This window comes from Ramlibacter algicola, from assembly GCF_016641735.1.
GTDB classification, from domain to species: Bacteria; Pseudomonadota; Gammaproteobacteria; order Burkholderiales; family Burkholderiaceae_C; genus Ramlibacter; species Ramlibacter algicola.
The window spans coordinates 4,114,869-4,130,233 of record NZ_JAEDAO010000001.1; the positions used below are offsets into that span (position 1 = coordinate 4,114,869).

Sequence of the window (15,365 nt, forward strand, 5' to 3'; positions counted from 1 at the left end):
ATGGATTCCGGCTTTCGCCGGAATGGCAAGAGACCTAGCCCTTCGCGAAGTGCGCCGCCAGGTGCTCGACGAACGCCCGCACCCGCGCGGCGGACTGCAGTTCCGCCGGGCACACGGCGTAGATGTCCGCCGGCGGCGTCTGCCATTGCGGCAGCACGTGCTGCAGCCGCCCGGACTGCAGGTAGCGCGCGACGTCCCACTCGGCGCGCATGACGATGCCGTGGCCGGCCAGCGCCCACTGCACGGCGATGTCGCCGTCGTTGGTGGCGAGGCGGGGATGCACCTTCACCGTCTCCGTGCGCTTGCCCGATTGCAGGCGCCAGACGCCGGCGCCTTCGTCACCCTGGCGGATGCCGATGGTCTGGTGCTGCGCCAGGTCGGCCGGCGTGCGCGGCACGCCCTGGCGTTGCAGGTAGGCGGCAGACGCGACGAGCAGGCGGCGATTGGGCGCGAGGCGGCGCGCGACGACACGCGAATCGGGCGGTTCGCCGAAGCGCACGCAGACGTCGAACGCGTCCTGCGTCAGCGCCGGCGGGTTCACCGACAGCTGCAGTTGCACCTCGACCTGCGGATGCGTGCGCGCGAAGCTGGCGATCAGCGGGGCCACATGCGTGCGGCCGAATCCCAGCGTGGCGTTCACGCGCAGCAGCCCCGCCGGCTGCTCGCTGGCGCCGCGCAGTTCGCGTTCGACCGCGGCGATCTCCGCCAGGATGCGCCGGGCATGCGCCACGTAGGCCTCGCCTTCGGCGGTCAGCGCCATGCGGCGGGTCGAGCGGCGCAGCAGCTTGACGCCCAGGTGCTGCTCCAGCAGCGCGAGCCGCTTGCTCACCGCCGGCGGCGTGACCTGCAGTTCGCGGGCGGCGGCGGTCAGGCTGCCGCTGCGCACCAGCAAGGTGAAGAACTGCATCTCGGACGACGCGGCTGCAACAGGTGTCGGCATGGCGGCACCGATTGTCGCGTGCGCCGGCTGGAAGTCAGGCCGGAAGCGCTACAGTGGCAACTCGTCGAGGAGCGGGCATGGGCGGCGGCAAGAACAGCGAGAAGGACACTCTGGAAGCAGGCATCGACCGCCTGCAGCGTCTGGCCAAGGACCTCAAGGGCACCGACCTCACGGGCCTGAGGGACCGCTGGGACGACCGCATCGAGGCCTTGCAGAAGCGCGTCAACACGGCGCTTTCCGACGTCCTGGGCCACGCCTCCGCCGACTACAAGGACCTGAAGATCGGCACGCTCACCGCGTCGCTCGAAGGCGGCTTCGACGATCGCTATTCGTCCGACGACCTGCGCGACGCCGTCCGGCAAGGGCTCGACGCCGCAATCAGCAACCTGAACATCGCCCGCAAGACGCTCGAGAAGCAGGTGCAGGCCCTGGGCAAGGGCGGTGGCGCGCCGGCTCCGGCGCCGAAGCAGACGGCAGCGCCGACCGAAGCGCCCACCCCGGCGCCGACCGAAGCCCCGACGCCTGCGCCGACGCCAGCACCCACGCCCAAGGCGACGCCAGCGCCCACGCCCGCGCCGACCCCTGCACCGACACCGGCTCCTGCACCGGAGCCCGAGCCCGACCCTGAACCCGCACCGGCGCCTGCGCCGGCGCCAGATCCCGAGCCTGCGCGTGCCGCCGCGGGCAAGCCGACCTCCCGCCCCCCGAAATCGAACGCCATGCCCACCAATGCCCCCGCCGCCGATGCCAAGATCGCCATCGTCAACAGCCTCGGCGGCACCGCCAGCGCGGTGCTCGCCAAGTTCCTCGGCCAGCTCGGCTTCGAGAGCTTCGTCATCGGCACCGACGCGCCGGTCAGCGACGACGTCGCGCTGGTCGACCGCCTCGAGGCGGTGCGCGGCAGCGACTTCGCGCTCGTCCTGCTGCCGTCGACCGGCCTGGCGGCGGGCGCCGGCCTGACGACGCAGGCGCTGCTGGAGATCGGCTACCTGTTCGGCGCCCTGTCGCGCGAGCGCGTGCTGTTCCTCGTGCAGGGCCAGCCGAACGTCGCGCCCGACCTCGAAGGCATCGTGCGCGTGCTGCCGATGGATTCCAGCGACCTGTGGCGCCTGCTGCTGGCGCGCGAGATGCGCAGGTCGGGGCTGGATGTGGACATGAACAAGGCTGTGTAACTTCGTCGTCCCCGCGGAGGCGGGGACCCATCGCTTCCGTCTTCACCGGCTGTCATGGAAGCGGTGGATTCCCGCCTTCGCGGGAATGACGAGCAAGGATTCTTCACCCCCCGGTGAACCAAGCCTTGCCACCGGCCCCGATCCGGCGGCGCCGCGCGCACCTACAGTGCGCGCATGAAAACCTACAGGATCGCCTGCATTCCCGGCGACGGCATCGGCAAGGAAGTCGTGCCGGCCGGCCAGCAAGCCCTCGAGGCGCTCGCGCGCTCGCAGGACAAGTTCAACTTCGACTTCCAGTCCTTCGGCTGGGGCGGTGACTGGTACCGCAAGCACGGCGTGATGATGCCGGCCGACGGGCTGGACGAGATCCGCCACCACGACGCCATCCTGTTCGGCTCCGCCGGCGACCCGGACATCCCGGACCACGTCACGCTGTGGGGCCTGCGCCTGAAGATCTGCCAGGGCTTCGACCAGTACGCCAACGTGCGGCCGACGCGCATCCTGCCCGGCATCGACGCACCGCTGAAGCGCTGCACGCCCAAGGACCTGGACTGGGTCATCGTGCGCGAGAACTCCGAAGGCGAATACGCCGGCGTCGGCGGCCGCGCGCACCAGGGCCACCCGATCGAAGTCGCCACCGACGTCAGCATCCTCACGCGCGCCGGCGTCGAGCGGATCATGCGGTTCGCCTTCAAACTGGCGCAGTCGCGCCCGCGCAAGCAGCTCACCGTGGTCACCAAGTCGAACGCGCAGCGGCACGGCATGGTGATGTGGGACGAGATCGCGCTGCAGGTCAGCAAGGAGTTCCCGGACGTCAAGTGGGACAAGGAGCTGGTCGACGCCTGCACCGCACGCATGGTCAACCGCCCCGCGTCGCTCGACACGCTGGTGGCGACCAACCTGCACGCCGACGTGCTGAGCGACCTGGCGGCGGCGCTGGCCGGCAGCCTGGGCATCGCGCCGACCGGCAACATTGATCCCGAGCGCCGCTTCCCCAGCATGTTCGAGCCGATCCACGGCTCGGCCTTCGACATCATGGGCAAGGGCCTGGCGAACCCGGTGGGCACCTTCTGGAGCTGCGTGATGCTGCTCGAGCACCTGGGCGAGCAGGCCGCGGCGCAGAAGCTGATGCGTGCCATCGAGGCGGTGACCGCCGACACCAAGCTGCACACCGGCGACCTCGGCGGCTCCGCAACGACCAGGCAGGTCACGGATGCGGTGTGCCACCGATTGCTCGCCGCCTGAAATCCTGCCACTGTCCGTCGTTCCCAGACAAGCACAAAGGAGACATGCAATGAGACAGCTGTTCGCCGCGGCCGCACTGGCCCTCGCCGCCCCCCTCGCCTTCGCCCAGGCCTGCCCCGACAAGAACCTGAACTACTGGCAGGCGTTCCCGCCGGGCGGTGAGTCGGACCTGTCCGCGCGCCACCAGGCGCTGGTGCTGAAGAAGAAGTGCCCGGCCATCGAGACCATCGTCCAGTACAAGGCCGGCGCGGGCGGCGCGTTGATGTGGACGCAGATGAACCAGCTGCCCGCCGACGGCACGAACGTGGTCGGCGTGAACCTGCCGCACATCGTCTTCCAGCCGATCCAGGGCGACGTGCAGTACAAGACCGCCGACGTGACGCCGGTGTTCTGGTTCCACTTCACGCCCGACATCCTGGTGGTCAGCGGCAAGAGCCCGATCAAGAACTTCCAGGAATTCCTCGCCGCCGCGAAAGCGAAGCCGGGCACCGTCAGCCTGGCCGGCTCGGGCCAGTACTCCGCCAACCATGCCGCGCACGAGCGGCTCGACGCCGCCTTCGGCATCAAGACGCTGTACGTGCCGTTCAAGGGCACGGGCGACCTCGCGACGTCCGTCATCGGCGGCCAGGTCGACGGCGCGATGACGTACACGCCGTTCGCCATCGCCAACCGCGACAAGGGCGTGCGCCCGCTCGCCGTCGCGATGGACAAGCGCCACCCGCTGATGCCCGATGTGCCCACGTTCAAGGAACTGGGCGTCGACTGGGTCGACGGCGCCTACCGCGGCATCGGCGTGCCCAAGTCCACGCCGGCGGCCGAGCGCAAGAAGATCTCGGACATGTGGATGGCGCTGAACAAGGACCCCGAGATGAAGGAACTGGCCGCCAAGTCCGGCTTCGAGCTGGTGAACGTCGGCGTCGAGCAGATGGACGCGTTCATGGCGGAGAAGACCAAGCTGTACACCGAGGGCGCGGCCCGCATGGGCCTGGGCAAGAAGTAATCTGCGGGGGTGCACGACGCCCCGCCGTTTTCCGCCGACGCGATGTTGGCGCGCCTGGCACGCTGGCTGCGCGTGCTGGGCTGGGACACGCGGCTGGACCCGCAGCTGCCCGACCCCGACCTGGTGGCCCTCGCGAACGCCGAGGGCCGCCTCCTCCTCACCCGCGACCGCCTGCTGCTGCGCGAGCTGCAGCCGGCGCGCTCGCTCGAGATCGTGCACGACGCACCGCTGCAGCAGCTGGTGCAGGTCGTGACGGTGCTGCAGCTGGCGCCGCCGCGCGAGCTGCACAGCCTGCCTCAGCTGTAAGCCCTTCCCCCAGCTCTTGCATTCCGACACCGCCTGTAACGGCTGAGCCACGCAAGATGCCCGCTCGACAGTTTCGAGAGGAGCATCCATGCAGGATGGCAAGCGATGGGCGCTCGGCGCGTTGGCCTGGGCCTCGCTGGTGGCCGTGGGCCTGGGGGCCTGCGGCGGCAGCGGCGGCAGCGGTGGTGGAAGCACGGGCGTGGGCTCCGGCGGCACCGGTGTCGAAGCGGGCAGTTCGGGCACGACGGCGACCCAAGTGACCCCCTCAGCTCCCGGCACACCCTCGGCGCCGACGCCTGCCAATCCGCCCTCGACCAGCACGCCCGGCGGAACGACGCTGCTGGGCAACTGCGAGATGTTCCCGGCGCAGGCGGTGTTCAACACGCGCGTCGACGACACCGCACGCTTCCCTGCGCATGCGAGCAGCGCGCAGTGGATCGCCTCGGTCGGCGCCACCCGCACCTTCCACGCCGACTGGTGGAAGGGCACCGATCCCACGCAGCCCACGGCCTACTACGGCATGCCGGTCAACAGCGTCGACGGCACGGCCGCGACCACGGACTGGCCCATCCTCAACTATGACTTCGCGGCCTCGGGCGTGAGCAGCCAGAGCGGCTGGCCGCACGAGAGCGACTGCGCGGTGGCCAGCGGCGGCGGCTACACGCTCACGCACAATTGCGCGGCGGTGCCCACGGCGCAGCGCCGCTTTCCCTTCCCAAGCACCAACCTGCTGAACGAAGGCGGCACCTGCAACGACCCCAACACCTGCGGCGACCACCACGTGCTGGTCGTCGAGCAGGGCGCCTGCCGCCTGTGGGAGGCGTATGCGGCGTACAAGCTCTCCGGCCAGTGGTACGCGATGTCCACCGCTGCGTGGGACCTGAAGTCGCTGCAGCTGCGGCCGCAGACCTGGACCAGCGGCGACGCGGCCGGCCTGCCGATCACGCCGTTCCTGGTGAAGGCGGCGGAGGCGAACAGCGGTGCGATCCACCACGCGCTGCGCGTGACGTTCCGCGACGCCGTGCTGGCCAACACCTCCACCTGGCCGGCGCGCCATGCCGCAGGCGATGCGACGGCAGGGGGCATCCCGTTCGGCGCGCTGCTGCGCCTGCGCGCGGACTTCGTGATCCCGTCCACCTGGACCACGCAGGCCAAGGCGATCGCGACGGCGGCCAAGCAGTACGGGATGTACGTGGCCGACATCGGCTCGGACTTCTACGTGCAGGGCGAACCGAGCGCGCAGTGGCAGGACGCGACCTTCAGCCAGCTGGGCTCGATCCCGATGTCGGCGATGGAGTTCGTCGACCTGCGCAACGTCACCAACGATCCGCGCTGGTCGGTGGACTCGATGGCGGCGAGCTGGTGACCCGCCGTCCCGGCGCCTAGGCGCCGATCACCTGGCAGCCGCGCACGCCGGCCAGGATGTGGTCGACCTGGTGCGCGAGCGAGCCGAACCAGCGATCGCCGCCGGACGCGGTGGGCGCGTCCATCACGATGCGGTCGCAGCCGAGTTCCTGCGCGGTGCGCGCGATGGTCTCGGCGCGCCGACCGACGCGCACGACGGTGCGGTAACGCACGCCGGCCGCTTCGAGCAGCGACTGGGCCGGCGCCAGTTCCTCGGCGCCGGCGTCGTGCTGCAACCGTTCCAGTTCGGACGGCTGGAAGTACGACGCCACGTGCCCGTTGACCGCCGGCTGCACGCTGAGCAGGTACACGGGGACGTCCTCGCGCCGGTGGATGCGGATCGCCTCCGCCAGCGCGCGCTGCATCTTCGGCCCGTGGCCGTCGATCGGCACCAGGATCTGGGCCACCGCGCTGTCCTCAGGCGGCCGGGCCGTCGGGTTGCGCGGAACGCTGCGCCGCCATGCGCGCGAGGTACTTGCCCACCGCGATGACGAGCAGCGCACCGGCGGCCGGGGCGATCACGTGCAGCGTGTGCTGCTGCGCGGCCCACAGGTCCTTGATCGCCGGGTCCGACAGCGCCATCTCGCCGGCCACCCAGCCGAGCAGGCCGGCGCCGAGCGTGATGATGATCGGGAAGCGCGTCATCAGCTTCAGGATGATGGTGCTGCCGAAGATGATCAGCGGGATGCTGATGACCAGGCCGATCACCAGCAGGCCGACGTGGCCCTTGGCCGCCGCGGCGACGCCGATCACGTTGTCCAGGCTCATGACCAGGTCGGCGATCACGATCGTCTTGATCGCCCCCATCAGGTTGGAGCTGCTCTCCAGGTCCTCGTCGTCGTCATCGCCCTTGAGCAGGCCGATGCCGATCCACAGCAGCAGCGCGGCGCCGATCAGCTTGAGGTACGGCAGCGAGAGCAAATAGACGGCGAAGAACGTCAGCACCAGCCGCAGCACGATCGCGCCGACGGAGCCGAACATGATGGCCTTCTTCTGCTGGTGGGCCGGCAGCGAGCGGCAGGCCAGCGCGATCACGACCGCGTTGTCGCCGCTCAGGACGATGTTGATCAGGATGATCTGGCCCAGGGCGATCCAGAAATCCGGGGTGGACACCATGTCCATGTCGTCTCCTCGTTCGATGCGCCGCGCGGCGCGCGGCTCGCCCGAGGATAGGAAGCGCTGCTGTCGCCTTCTTGTCGCCCTGCTGTCTGCAGGCTTACACGCGGGCCGGGCCTGGCGGCTCCGGCGGCGGGAAGTGGACGGTGAACGCGTTGCCGGTGCCGTCGTGGTCTTCCTGCAGCGTGATGCGGGCGCCGTGCAGTGCCGCGATCTCGCTGACGATGGCCAGCCCGAGGCCGCTGCCCTCGGTGCGGCCGCCCACCAGCCGGTGGAACCGCTCGAACACCCGCGTGCGCTCCTGCGCCGGGATGGTGGGGCCGTCGTCGCTGATCGACAGCAGGCGCTCGTCGCCGTGCAGGCGCACGGCCACCGTCACCTTGCCGCCTTCGTGGCTGTAGCGCACCGCGTTGTCGATCAGGTTGTTGATCAGGTCGCGCAGCCGGTCCGGGTCGGCGTCGATGGCCAGTGGGCTGCCGTGGCCGTCGAAGCCAAGGTCGATCGAGCGGCGCAGCGCCTGCGGCGCCCACTCCATGCAGATCTCGAGCGCGAACGCCTCCAGGTCCACCGCCTGCAGGTGCACCGCGGCGACCGCGCCCGGCTCGTTGCGGGCCAGCGCGAGCAGCTGCTGGACGATGCGCGAGAGCCGCTCGGCGCTGACGTACAGCTGCGCGAGCGAGTGGCGCACGCGATCGGGGTCGTCCTCGCCCAGCGCCACCTCGATCTGCGCCTTCAGTCCCGCCACGGGCGTCTTCAGCTGGTGCGCCGCATCGGCCACGAAGCGGTTCTGCGCGTCCAGCGTGGCGCCCAGGCGCAGCATGAGCGCGTTGACCTCGTCGACCAGCGGCCGCACCTCCTCGGGCACGCCTTCGGTCTCGAGCGGGCTGAGGTCCTGGTGCGAGCGCCGGGCGACGGCGCTCCCCACCGCCGACAGCGGGCGCAACCCATGCCCGACGCCCCAGAACACTGCCGCGCACGCCATCCCGATCAGCACCAGTTGCGCGGCGACGATGCTGGCCACGATCTCCCAGGCGAGCCGGTGCCGCTTGCCCAGGGTCTCGGCCACCTGCACCAGCACCTGGCGCGACGGGTCCGCCTCGTCGTACGGCAACCAGGCGACCACGATGCGAACGGGTTCGCCGCGCAGCATGCCGGTGTGGAAGCGGGGCCCGCGCGCATCGCGCGGCGCATGGGCGGGCGCCTCCAGCGCGGGATCGCCGCCGATCGGCGTGCCCGGCGCGCTCCACACACGCAGGGCCATGCGGTCGTCCTGGTCGACGAGCAGCGCGCGCTCGGCCGCCGGCGTGAGGTCCAGGCGTGGCCCCGAGGGCGTGGCGTGCACGTGCAGCGCGGCCTCGCGCGCGATCTCGTACAGCCCGCGGTCGTAGGCGCGGTTGGCGAGCTGCGCCGACGTCCACCAGCTCAGGGCCGAGTCGACCAGCAACAGCACCAGCAGGGGCCCCAGCAGCGAGGCCAGCAGCACGTCGCGCAGCCGGCTACGGCGCGCCATGGCTGCGTTCCATCAGGTAGCCCATGCCGCGCACCGTGCGGATCTCGCAACCGAGCGGCTCGAGCTTGCGGCGGATGCGGTAGACGTACACCTCGATGGCGTTGAGGCCCACCTCGTCGCCCCAGCCATAGAGATGGCTGACGATGGTTTCCTTGCTGACGACGCGGCCGGCACGCAGCATCAGCACCTCCAGCACCGCCAGCTCGCGCGCGGACAGCTCGATCGGCTGGTCCTCGTACGACACGCGCCGGCCCACCGTGTCGAAGGCCAGCTTGCCCAGCTGCAGCACGGGCGACACGGCCGCGGAGCCGCGCCGCAACTGGGCCCGCACGCGCGCTTCCAGCTCGGGCAGGTCGAAAGGCTTGGTCAGGTAGTCGTCGGCGCCCGCGTCGAGGCCGGCCACGCGATCCGCCAACGCGTCCAGGGCGGTGAGGATCAGCACCGGGGTCGTGGTGCGGCGCGCGCGCAGCCGGCGCAACACCTCCAGGCCGCTCATGCCCGGCAGGTCGATGTCGAGGATGACCAGGTCGTAGTTGGCCGCCATCAGCGCCCGCTCCGCCTCGTCGCCGCTGGCGGCCACGTCGACGGCGTACGCCGAACGCGCCAGCGCGCGGGAGAGCGCGTCGGCGAGCACCTTGTCGTCTTCGGCGAGGAGGATGCGCACGACGTCGGAATGAAAAATGGCGGGCTGGTGCCCGCCATTGTGCGCGAGGGAGAGGGTCGCGCCCTCACTCCTCCACGAAGGCTTCCTCGCGCTTCTTCTTGATCGAGGGCAGCGCCACGATGGCGATCAGCGCGATCGCAGCCGCCAGCAGGCTGGCCGACAGCGGGCGCGTGACCAGCACGCCCCAATCGCCGCGGGACAGCAGCAGCGCACGGCGCAGGTTCTCTTCCATCATCGGACCGAGGATGAAGCCGAGCAGCAGCGGCGCCGGCTCGCAACCGAGCTTGACGAACACGTAGCCGACCACGCCGAAGATGGCGACCATCCAGATGTCGAACACGTTGTTGTTCGTGGAATAGACGCCGATGGCGCAGAACAGCACGATCGCCGGGAACAGGAAGCGATAGGGCACCGTCAGCAGCTTGATCCACATGCCGATCAGCGGCAGGTTCAGGATGACGAGCATCGCGTTGCCGATCCACATCGAGGCGATCAGGCCCCAGAACAGCTGCGGGTTGCTGGTCATCACCTGCGGGCCCGGCTGGATGTTGTGGATGGTCATCGCGCCGACCATCAGCGCCATCACCGCATTGGGCGGGATGCCCAGCGTCAGCAGCGGGATGAACGAGGTCTGCGCGCCGGCGTTGTTCGCCGACTCGGGCGCGGCCACGCCGCGGATGTTGCCCTTGCCGAAGGGGACCTCGCCTGCACGCAGCGGGACCTTCTTCTCCAGCGTGTACGCCGCGAAGGCGGCCAGCAGCGCGCCGCCGCCGGGCAGGATGCCCAGCGCCGAACCCAGCGCCGTGCCGCGCAGCATGGCCGGCGCCATCGCCTTGAAGTCCGCCCTGGTCGGGAACAGGCCCTGCACCTTGGCGGTGAACACCTCGCGCTCGTCGTCGGGCTGGGCGAGGTTGCTGATGATCTCGCCGTAGCCGAACACGCCCATGGCGATGGTCACGAAGCCGATGCCGTCCGTGAGCTCGGGGATGTCGAAGGAGAAGCGCGCGACGCCGGAGTTCACGTCGGTGCCCACCAGGCCGAGCAGCAGGCCCAGCACGATCATCGCGATGGCCTTGATCAGCGAGCCGGAGGCCAGCACCACGGCGCCGATCAGGCCCAGGATCATCAGCGAGAAGTACTCGGCCGGACCGAACTTGAACGCGACTTCGGTCAGCGGCGCGGCGAACGCCGCCAGGATCAGCGTGCCGACGCAACCGGCGAAGAACGAGCCGATGCCGGCCGCCGCGAGCGCGGGACCCGCGCGGCCCTGCCGCGCCATCTGGTAGCCGTCGATGCAGGTGACGACCGAGGACGACTCGCCCGGCAGGTTCACCAGGATGGCGGTGGTGGAGCCGCCGTACTGGGCGCCGTAGTAGATGCCGGCCAGCATGATCAGTGCGGACACCGGGGGCAGCGCGTAGGTCGCGGGCAGCAGCATCGCGATGGTCGCGACGGGGCCGATGCCTGGCAGCACGCCGATCAGCGTGCCGAGCACGCAGCCGATGAACGCGTACAGCAGGTTGATCGGCGTGAAGGCCACGCCGAAGCCGGTCATGAGGTTGGTGATCAGGTCCATGTCGTGTGCTCCCGCCTCAGCCCGCGATGAACGAAGGCCAGACCGGGATCTGGAGCTTGAGCAGCCAGATGAACGCGACCCAGCTGCCGATGGACAGGATGGTGGCCAGCACCAGCACGCTCTTCCACTCGAACTCGCTGCCCGCCAGGCTCGAGATGATGGTGAGCGCGTAGATCGCGACGATCATGCCCATGGAAGGCAGGCCGATCTTCGGCAGCCCGCCCAGCAGGATGCCGAACGCGAGGTTGGCGCCGATGATGAACACCAGCGGCTTCCAGGCCCACTTGCCGATCTTCTCGCCGTCCTCGGTCTCGACCACGAGCGATTCGAAGATGACGAACGCGCCCAGGATGGCCAGCACGATGCCCAGCACGAGCGGGAAGTAGCCGGGGCCCATGCGGGCGCCCTCGCCGACGTTGTAGGTGGTGGCGCCGAACCCGAAGGCGGCGCCGATGATGCAGAACATGAGTCCTGCGAAAAAGTCCTGCTGGCTCTTGATCCTCATGGGGGTCCTTGCGATGGGCGGGCGCACCCCGGAAGGGATGGCGCCGGCCCGGACGATTAGCGCCGCCGCCCGCTGACCGCCCGCTGACCCGTGCGGTTCGTAAAAGTGCGTAGCATCGCGAAGCCGGGGACAGCTACACCTGAATCATGCGAATCCTGCTGATCGAAGACGACGTCGTGCTGCGCGACGTGATGGTGCGCAGCCTGCACGACGCGGGCCACCGCGTCGACGTGGCCGGCACGCTGGAGGAAGCCGACCAGCTGTGGCAGATCCCGGGCTTCGACGCGGTGCTGCTGGACCTGAACCTGCCGCACAACGCGAACCCGCGCAGCGGGCTGGGCAGCGGCCTGAGCGCACTGCGCGCCGCGCGCGCACGCGGCGACCGCACGCCGGTGCTGGTGCTCACCGCACGCAACCGCACCGACGAACGCATCGCGGGCCTGAACGCCGGCGCCGACGACTACCTGGGCAAGCCGTTCGACCTCGCCGAAGTCGAGGCGCGGCTGCGCGCGCTGGTGCGCCGCACGATGGGCACGCAGGACCAGGTCACCGTCGGCGGCCTCGCGCTGGACCGGCAGAACCGCCGCTTCACCGTGCACGGGCAGGCGCTGGAGCTGCCCGCGCGCGAATTCGAAGTGCTGTGGGAACTGATGACGCCCGCCGGGCGCGTGGTGAGCAAGCGCGAACTGGCCAACAAGCTGTCCGACCTCGACGACTACCTGGGCGACAACGCGCTGGAGGCTTTCATCTCGCGGCTGCGCAAGAAACTGGTGGGCAGCGGCGTGCGCATCCGCACCCTGCGCGGGCTGGGCTACCTGCTCGAGGCCGAGGCTTGAAGCTGTCGCCGGACCCGCCGCGGCTGGCCTCGCGCCTGCTGCGCCACGTGCTGGTGCCGCTGGCACTCACGTGGGTCGCGGGGACGGCGGTCTCGGCGGGCATCGCCTACTGGTTCACGCAGCGCGCGTTCGACCGCTCGCTGCTCGACGACGCCGCGCTGCTGGCGTCCAACGTGCAGCAGCACGGCGACTTGCTGGAGCTCGGGCTGACGACACGGGAAGTCAACCGCGTGCTGTTCGACCAGGTCGAGACGACCTACTTCAGCGTGCGGCAGAAGGACGGCACGCACATCGCCGGCGTGCGCGAGCTGGCGATGCGGCCGGTGGAGCCGCCGGTCACGTACCGCTTCGCCGACCTGGAACTGCACGGCCAGCAGCTGCGCGCCGTCACGCTGCACCGGGACGAGCCGGTGCCCTTCGACGTCGTGGTGGCGGAAACGACGCTGGGCCGCAGCGTCGTGCTGCAGCGGCTCGCGGTGTTCTCGCTGCTGCCGCAATTGCTGCTGCTCGGCATGCTGGGCTGGTGGCTGCACCGCGCGATCCGCAGCGACCTGCGGCCGCTGGCGCAGCTGCAGGAAGCGCTGGGGCGCCGCAGCGCCAACGATCTCGCTGCGATCCACGTCGAGGCGACGACGCACGACGTCGCCACGCTGGCCGCGGCGCTGAATGCGCTGTTCGCGCGGCTCGAACGCAGCGTGCGCGCGCAGCGCGAGTTCGCGGGCAACGTCGCGCACGAGCTGCGCACCCCGCTGGCGGGCATCCGCGCCCTGGCCGACTACGGGCTGCAGCAGACGGACCCGCACTCGTGGCGCGAGCAGCTGGAACGCATCGCGGCCAGCCAGGCACGCGCCAGCCGGCTGGTGGACCAGCTGCTGGACCTGGCGCTCGCGCTGGAGGCGGAAGCCGGGCTCAAGCTCGAAGCGGTGCAGCTGGACGCCCTGGTGCGCGATGCGGTGCTGCGCTTCCTGCCGCGCGCCGACGCGAGCGGCGTCGACCTCGGCGCCGTCGGCATCGATGCGCCTTGCACGGTGCAGGCCGACGCGACGCTGGTCGACGGCATCCTGACCAACCTGCTGGACAACGCGTTGCGCTACGGCTCTGCCGGTGCCGACGACGCGTCGGCGGTGACGGTGGCGATCGAGCACCGAGACGGCGACGTCGTGCTCTCGGTGCAGGACAACGGGCCCGGGTTGCCCGACGACGTGCAGGCGCAGCTGGTGCACCGCGGCAGGCAAGGCCAGCTGGGCCAGCTGCTGGGCCAGGGCGCCGGGCTGGGCCTCGCGCTGGTGTCGCAGTACGCGACGCTGATGGGCGCGCAGATGACGCTGGGCTCCGGCCCCGCCGGCCGCGGCTGGCTGTGCGAGATCCGGTTCCGCGACCCGCCCGCGGCGGCGTGACCGTCAGCTCGCCAGCAGCGCCGGCAGGTCGGCCATGGCCGTGAGGATCTCGCGCGCGCCGGCTTCACGCAGCGCGGCGGGCGCGTCATGGCCGGCTTCGGGCGGGCTGTAGCCGAACACCGTCGCCCCGGCGGCGACACCGGCCGTGGTGCCGGGCACGGTGTCCTCGACGACGGCGCAGCGGCGCGCATCCACGCCCAGCGCCGCGGCGGCCGCGAGGTAGACGTCCGGCGCGGGCTTGGACCGCGGCATCTCGTGGCCGCTGAAGATGCGGCCTTCGAAGAAGCGCATCAATCCGCAGAGCCGCAGTTGCAGCTCGACCTTGGCGCGGTCGGCGCCGCTGGCACAGGCGATGCGGCCTTCGTACATCGCGTGCACGCGCTCGACGGCTTCGACCGCGCCGGGCACCGCCTGCACGCGCCGTTGCAGTTGCCCGTCGCGCCGCGCGCGGAACTGCGCCAGCCAGTCCTCGGTCAAGGGGCGGCCGGTGTGCTTCTCGATCAGGGCGCGCTGGTCGCGCACCATGCGACCGAGGAACAGCCGCATGCACTCGGCCGGGGTGAGGCGCCAGCCGGCTTCCTCGAGCATGTCGCGCAGGACGCCGTTGGTGATGGATTCGCTGTCGACAAGGACGCCGTCGCAATCGAACAGCACGGCATCGAAACGGGAGGGTTCAGGCATGGGCGCGGCATCCTACCAAGCGGCCCGGATGGGCCATGCACGCGGCACCACGGCGGTGGTGCCCGCCGCTAGCATGGCGGTCCATGCCCGACCTGCAGGCCGCCACCGCGGACGCCGTGCTGCACGCCGGTGGCGAGGAGCTGTTCGACGCGGCCGTGCTGTTCACCGACATGCGCGGCTCGTCCGACCTCGTCACGCGCACCGCCCCGCACGAGTTCTTCCACCTGCTCAACGCGACCTTGAGCGCGCAGGCGGCGGTCGTGCGCGCGTGCGGCGGCGAGGTGGTGAAGTACACCGGCGACGGCCTGCTGGCGGTGTTTCGCGGCGCCTCGCGTGCGTGGCAGGCCTTGCGCTGCGCCACGGCGCTCGCGGGCGAGACGCACTGCGAACTGCCGTTCGGCCTGGGCGTCGCCGAAGGACCGGTGCTCGCCGGCCTGGTCGGCCCCGAAGGCCTGCACCGCCAGCCCGACGTGGTCGGCGCCCCCGTGCACCTGGCGGCGCGCCTGTGCGCGATGGCCGATGCCGGCGAGGTGCTGGCGACGAGCGCGGTGCGCGACGCAGCGCACTGGCGCCAAGGCGTGAAGGACGTCGGGCCGATGCTGGTCGCCGGCTTTCCGGCGCCGGTGGCCTGCGTGGCGCTGCGCGGCTAGGAGCCGCTGCCGTCCGTGCCGTCCGTGTCGTCCGCTTCGCGGAACAGGTCCGACAGCGACTTGCCCGGCGCGCCGGCTTTCTTCAGCCGCGGCTCGCCCTTCGGGTATTCCTCGGCGATGCGGTCTTCCCAGTAGGTGGCCGGGTTCGGCGCCGAACACAGGCGCCGGAACACCTCGGCGGGCACGTGCTTGTACGCGAGGATGCTGCCGTTGTCGAAGCGCAGGTCCAGTTGCTGCGAGCCGGCGTCGTAGTCGGCTTCGCGGATGCGGCCGGAGGTGAAGGTCTTGGCGGTCATGGGGTCCTCCGAGGATCGTCATTCACGCGGAGGCGGGAATCCATCGCTTCCGCCTTCCATGGCGCCC

General features: G+C 70.7%; 17 protein-coding genes. 8 read left to right on the forward strand and 9 right to left on the reverse strand.

Annotated features, from left to right (window positions below; translation table 11 throughout):
* Positions 1–34 precede the first annotated feature (34 nt).
* On the reverse strand, positions 35–940 hold the full coding sequence (locus I8E28_RS20240; protein WP_200790035.1) for a LysR family transcriptional regulator: 906 nt from the start codon (positions 938–940) through the stop codon (positions 35–37).
* A 77-nt stretch (positions 941–1,017) separates the two neighbouring features.
* Between I8E28_RS20240 and I8E28_RS20245 the strand changes: the two genes are divergently transcribed.
* The 5 genes from I8E28_RS20245 (at position 1,018) to I8E28_RS20265 (ending at position 6,029) form a co-directional block, all read left to right on the forward strand.
* On the forward strand, positions 1,018–2,112 hold the full coding sequence (locus tag I8E28_RS20245; protein ID WP_200790037.1) for a hypothetical protein: 1,095 nt from the start codon (positions 1,018–1,020) through the stop codon (positions 2,110–2,112).
* 174 nt (positions 2,113–2,286) lie between these two features.
* Positions 2,287–3,357, forward strand: a complete 1,071-nt coding sequence (locus I8E28_RS20250) for a tartrate dehydrogenase (protein ID WP_200790039.1) — start codon at positions 2,287–2,289, stop codon at positions 3,355–3,357.
* Positions 3,358–3,406: 49 nt separating this feature from the next.
* Complete coding sequence (locus I8E28_RS20255; RefSeq protein ID WP_200790041.1) at positions 3,407–4,357, forward strand: tripartite tricarboxylate transporter substrate binding protein; 951 nt, start codon at positions 3,407–3,409, stop codon at positions 4,355–4,357.
* A gap of 9 nt (positions 4,358–4,366) precedes the next feature.
* Positions 4,367–4,663 (forward strand): Mut7-C RNAse domain-containing protein, encoded by a 297-nt coding sequence (locus I8E28_RS20260; RefSeq protein ID WP_200790043.1) that lies wholly within the window; start codon positions 4,367–4,369, stop codon positions 4,661–4,663.
* An 88-nt stretch (positions 4,664–4,751) separates the two neighbouring features.
* A complete protein-coding gene (locus I8E28_RS20265; RefSeq protein ID WP_200790045.1) occupies positions 4,752–6,029 on the forward strand; it encodes a hypothetical protein in 1,278 nt (425 codons plus the stop codon).
* Between the two features lie 16 nt (positions 6,030–6,045).
* Here the strand turns inward: I8E28_RS20265 and I8E28_RS20270 are convergent, their stop codons facing one another.
* The 6 genes from I8E28_RS20270 to I8E28_RS20295 all read right to left on the reverse strand — a co-directional run bounded on the left by I8E28_RS20270 (position 6,046) and on the right by I8E28_RS20295 (position 11,438).
* Entirely contained in the window at positions 6,046–6,474 is a 429-nt protein-coding gene (locus I8E28_RS20270) for a universal stress protein (protein ID WP_338050812.1), read from the reverse strand.
* Between the two features lie 10 nt (positions 6,475–6,484).
* Positions 6,485–7,189 carry a TerC family protein gene (locus tag I8E28_RS20275; protein ID WP_200790047.1) on the reverse strand — a complete coding sequence of 235 codons (705 nt, stop codon included), beginning with the start codon at positions 7,187–7,189 and terminating at the stop codon, positions 6,485–6,487.
* Between the two features lie 94 nt (positions 7,190–7,283).
* Positions 7,284–8,693 carry a sensor histidine kinase N-terminal domain-containing protein gene (locus I8E28_RS20280; protein ID WP_200790049.1) on the reverse strand — a complete coding sequence of 470 codons (1,410 nt, stop codon included), beginning with the start codon at positions 8,691–8,693 and terminating at the stop codon, positions 7,284–7,286.
* Positions 8,680–9,357, reverse strand: coding sequence for a response regulator (locus tag I8E28_RS20285; protein WP_200790051.1), 678 nt, complete (start codon positions 9,355–9,357; stop codon positions 8,680–8,682). The genes I8E28_RS20280 and I8E28_RS20285 overlap by 14 nt, the downstream gene beginning before the upstream one ends.
* A gap of 64 nt (positions 9,358–9,421) precedes the next feature.
* Positions 9,422–10,933 (reverse strand): tripartite tricarboxylate transporter permease, encoded by a 1,512-nt coding sequence (locus tag I8E28_RS20290; protein WP_200790053.1) that lies wholly within the window; start codon positions 10,931–10,933, stop codon positions 9,422–9,424.
* Between the two features lie 16 nt (positions 10,934–10,949).
* Positions 10,950–11,438, reverse strand: a complete 489-nt coding sequence (locus I8E28_RS20295; RefSeq protein ID WP_200790055.1) for a tripartite tricarboxylate transporter TctB family protein — start codon at positions 11,436–11,438, stop codon at positions 10,950–10,952.
* Positions 11,439–11,584: 146 nt separating this feature from the next.
* On the opposite strand from I8E28_RS20295, the gene I8E28_RS20300 reads away from it, so the two are divergent.
* Positions 11,585–12,274, forward strand: a complete 690-nt coding sequence (locus tag I8E28_RS20300) for a response regulator transcription factor (protein ID WP_200790057.1) — start codon at positions 11,585–11,587, stop codon at positions 12,272–12,274.
* On the forward strand, positions 12,271–13,671 hold the full coding sequence (locus I8E28_RS20305) for a sensor histidine kinase (RefSeq protein WP_200790059.1): 1,401 nt from the start codon (positions 12,271–12,273) through the stop codon (positions 13,669–13,671). The genes I8E28_RS20300 and I8E28_RS20305 overlap by 4 nt, the downstream gene beginning before the upstream one ends.
* A 3-nt stretch (positions 13,672–13,674) precedes the next feature.
* Here the strand turns inward: I8E28_RS20305 and I8E28_RS20310 are convergent, their stop codons facing one another.
* Positions 13,675–14,352, reverse strand: coding sequence for an HAD family hydrolase (locus tag I8E28_RS20310; protein ID WP_200790061.1), 678 nt, complete (start codon positions 14,350–14,352; stop codon positions 13,675–13,677).
* 83 nt (positions 14,353–14,435) lie between these two features.
* On the opposite strand from I8E28_RS20310, the gene I8E28_RS20315 reads away from it, so the two are divergent.
* Positions 14,436–15,002: an adenylate/guanylate cyclase domain-containing protein gene (locus I8E28_RS20315; protein ID WP_200790063.1), complete on the forward strand. Its 567-nt coding sequence runs from the start codon at positions 14,436–14,438 to the stop codon at positions 15,000–15,002.
* Here the strand turns inward: I8E28_RS20315 and I8E28_RS20320 are convergent.
* Positions 14,999–15,298 (reverse strand): KTSC domain-containing protein, encoded by a 300-nt coding sequence (locus tag I8E28_RS20320; RefSeq protein ID WP_200790065.1) that lies wholly within the window; start codon positions 15,296–15,298, stop codon positions 14,999–15,001. The genes I8E28_RS20315 and I8E28_RS20320 overlap by 4 nt on opposite strands.
* Positions 15,299–15,365: the final 67 nt, after the last annotated feature.